The organism is Endozoicomonas sp. SESOKO3 (assembly GCF_024606255.1).
The window spans coordinates 1-1,401 of sequence record NZ_JAHHPR010000296.1 but is presented as its reverse complement, the minus strand read 5'-3'; the positions used below and the strand labels follow the sequence as shown (position 1 = coordinate 1,401).

Genomic DNA, 1,401 nt, shown 5'->3' with positions numbered 1-1,401 from the left:
ATCTGGCTCTGGCACGACTCTGGCAGCTAATGGGAAAAAACGAGCAGGCTGAAAAGCTGCTGTTGAACATGAGTGGCAGGCAGGTTTATGTTCGCCGTGCCAGATTCTGCACCTTTTGAAGAGCTATCGCTTCGGTGATTCGCCAGGCATCGTCAGCTCTAAACTTTTCTACCCTGCCGGGGTCAAGGGTTTTGGCTTTTTTGAACCATTCACTCCACACGTCTTCGCTGTAACGCATCATTCTGAGGCAGTGCGCTTTTTGCGAACAGGCACTTGCACTCAAGGGGTTTTTCTCCAATGCGGATTCCACATGCTCAAGTGCCTTTTTAAGGTTATCTTGTCCTGACCCAGGGTCACCCTCTGCTATCAGTCGGGTAGCCAGCCTGAAATAATGGATCGAGGTTAACAGCAGTGTATTGGCACTTTCCTGACAGCCGGTCATCATTTTCATAAATTTTGCTGTCCCGGCATGCAGACTCAGCAGTGCCAATTGACATTCGCTCGTTTGGTAGAGATCACAGCAACGCTGAATCAGTCTTTGGGCCCGTTTATTTTTATTCATCATCTGCCAGAGGCGTGCCAGGGCCAGATCAACATCGTGGTTCCCGCTGGGCCTGCACAGGTCTTCCTCATTGTCATCGGGCTGCTTGCCAATGATATTCAGCAACAGTTTTTCACACTGTTTATAGTCGCCCATTGCCTCCCAGACTCGCACCAGGGCCAAGTCAATCAGAAAGTGCCCACAGGGTTGGCACAGTATTTCTTCAGTGGCTTTGGGGGACTTGCCACTCATGTTCAGCAGCAGCTTTTCAGCCCGTTTATTCTCGCCCACTCTCTCCCAATATCTGGTCATAGTATGGTCTATGATAAAATCACCACAGGGTTTGCACAGCTCTTCTTCACTGGCGAGGGGAGACTTGCCTGCCACGTTTAATAGCAATTTTTCAGCCCATTTATATTTGCCCAGCATCTCCCAAACTCTTATCAGAGCCAGGTCAATATCCTTATTCCCGCATGATTTGCACAGGCGCTCTTCATTGTCATTGGGGTGCTTGTGACTCATGTTCAGCAGCAGTCTTTCTGCCCATTCATATTTCTTTATCTCATACCAGAGTCGTGCCAGAATCAGATCCAATTCATCATTTCCACAGGGCTGACACAAGATGGCTTCATTGAGGCCGAGATGCTTGCCAACCATGTTCAGCAGCAGTTTTTCAGCCAGGTGATATTTGTCCATGACCTCCCAATGCCGCACCAAAGTCATATCAATATCAAGATTCCAATAAGGCCTGCAAAGGATTTCTTCACTGGCATTGGGGTGCTTGCCACTCATGCTCAGCAGCAGTTTTTCAGCCTGCTCGTTTTTTCCCATTAGCTGCCAGAGTCGTGCCAGAGCCAGAT

General features: G+C 49.0%; 1 protein-coding gene. It reads right to left on the bottom strand.

Annotated features, from left to right (window positions below):
* Positions 1–85 precede the first annotated feature (85 nt).
* Positions 86–1,401, bottom strand: a 1,316-nt coding sequence (locus KDK18_RS05330; RefSeq protein ID WP_257253734.1) for a lipopolysaccharide assembly protein LapB, incomplete at its 5' end; no start/stop codon positions are given.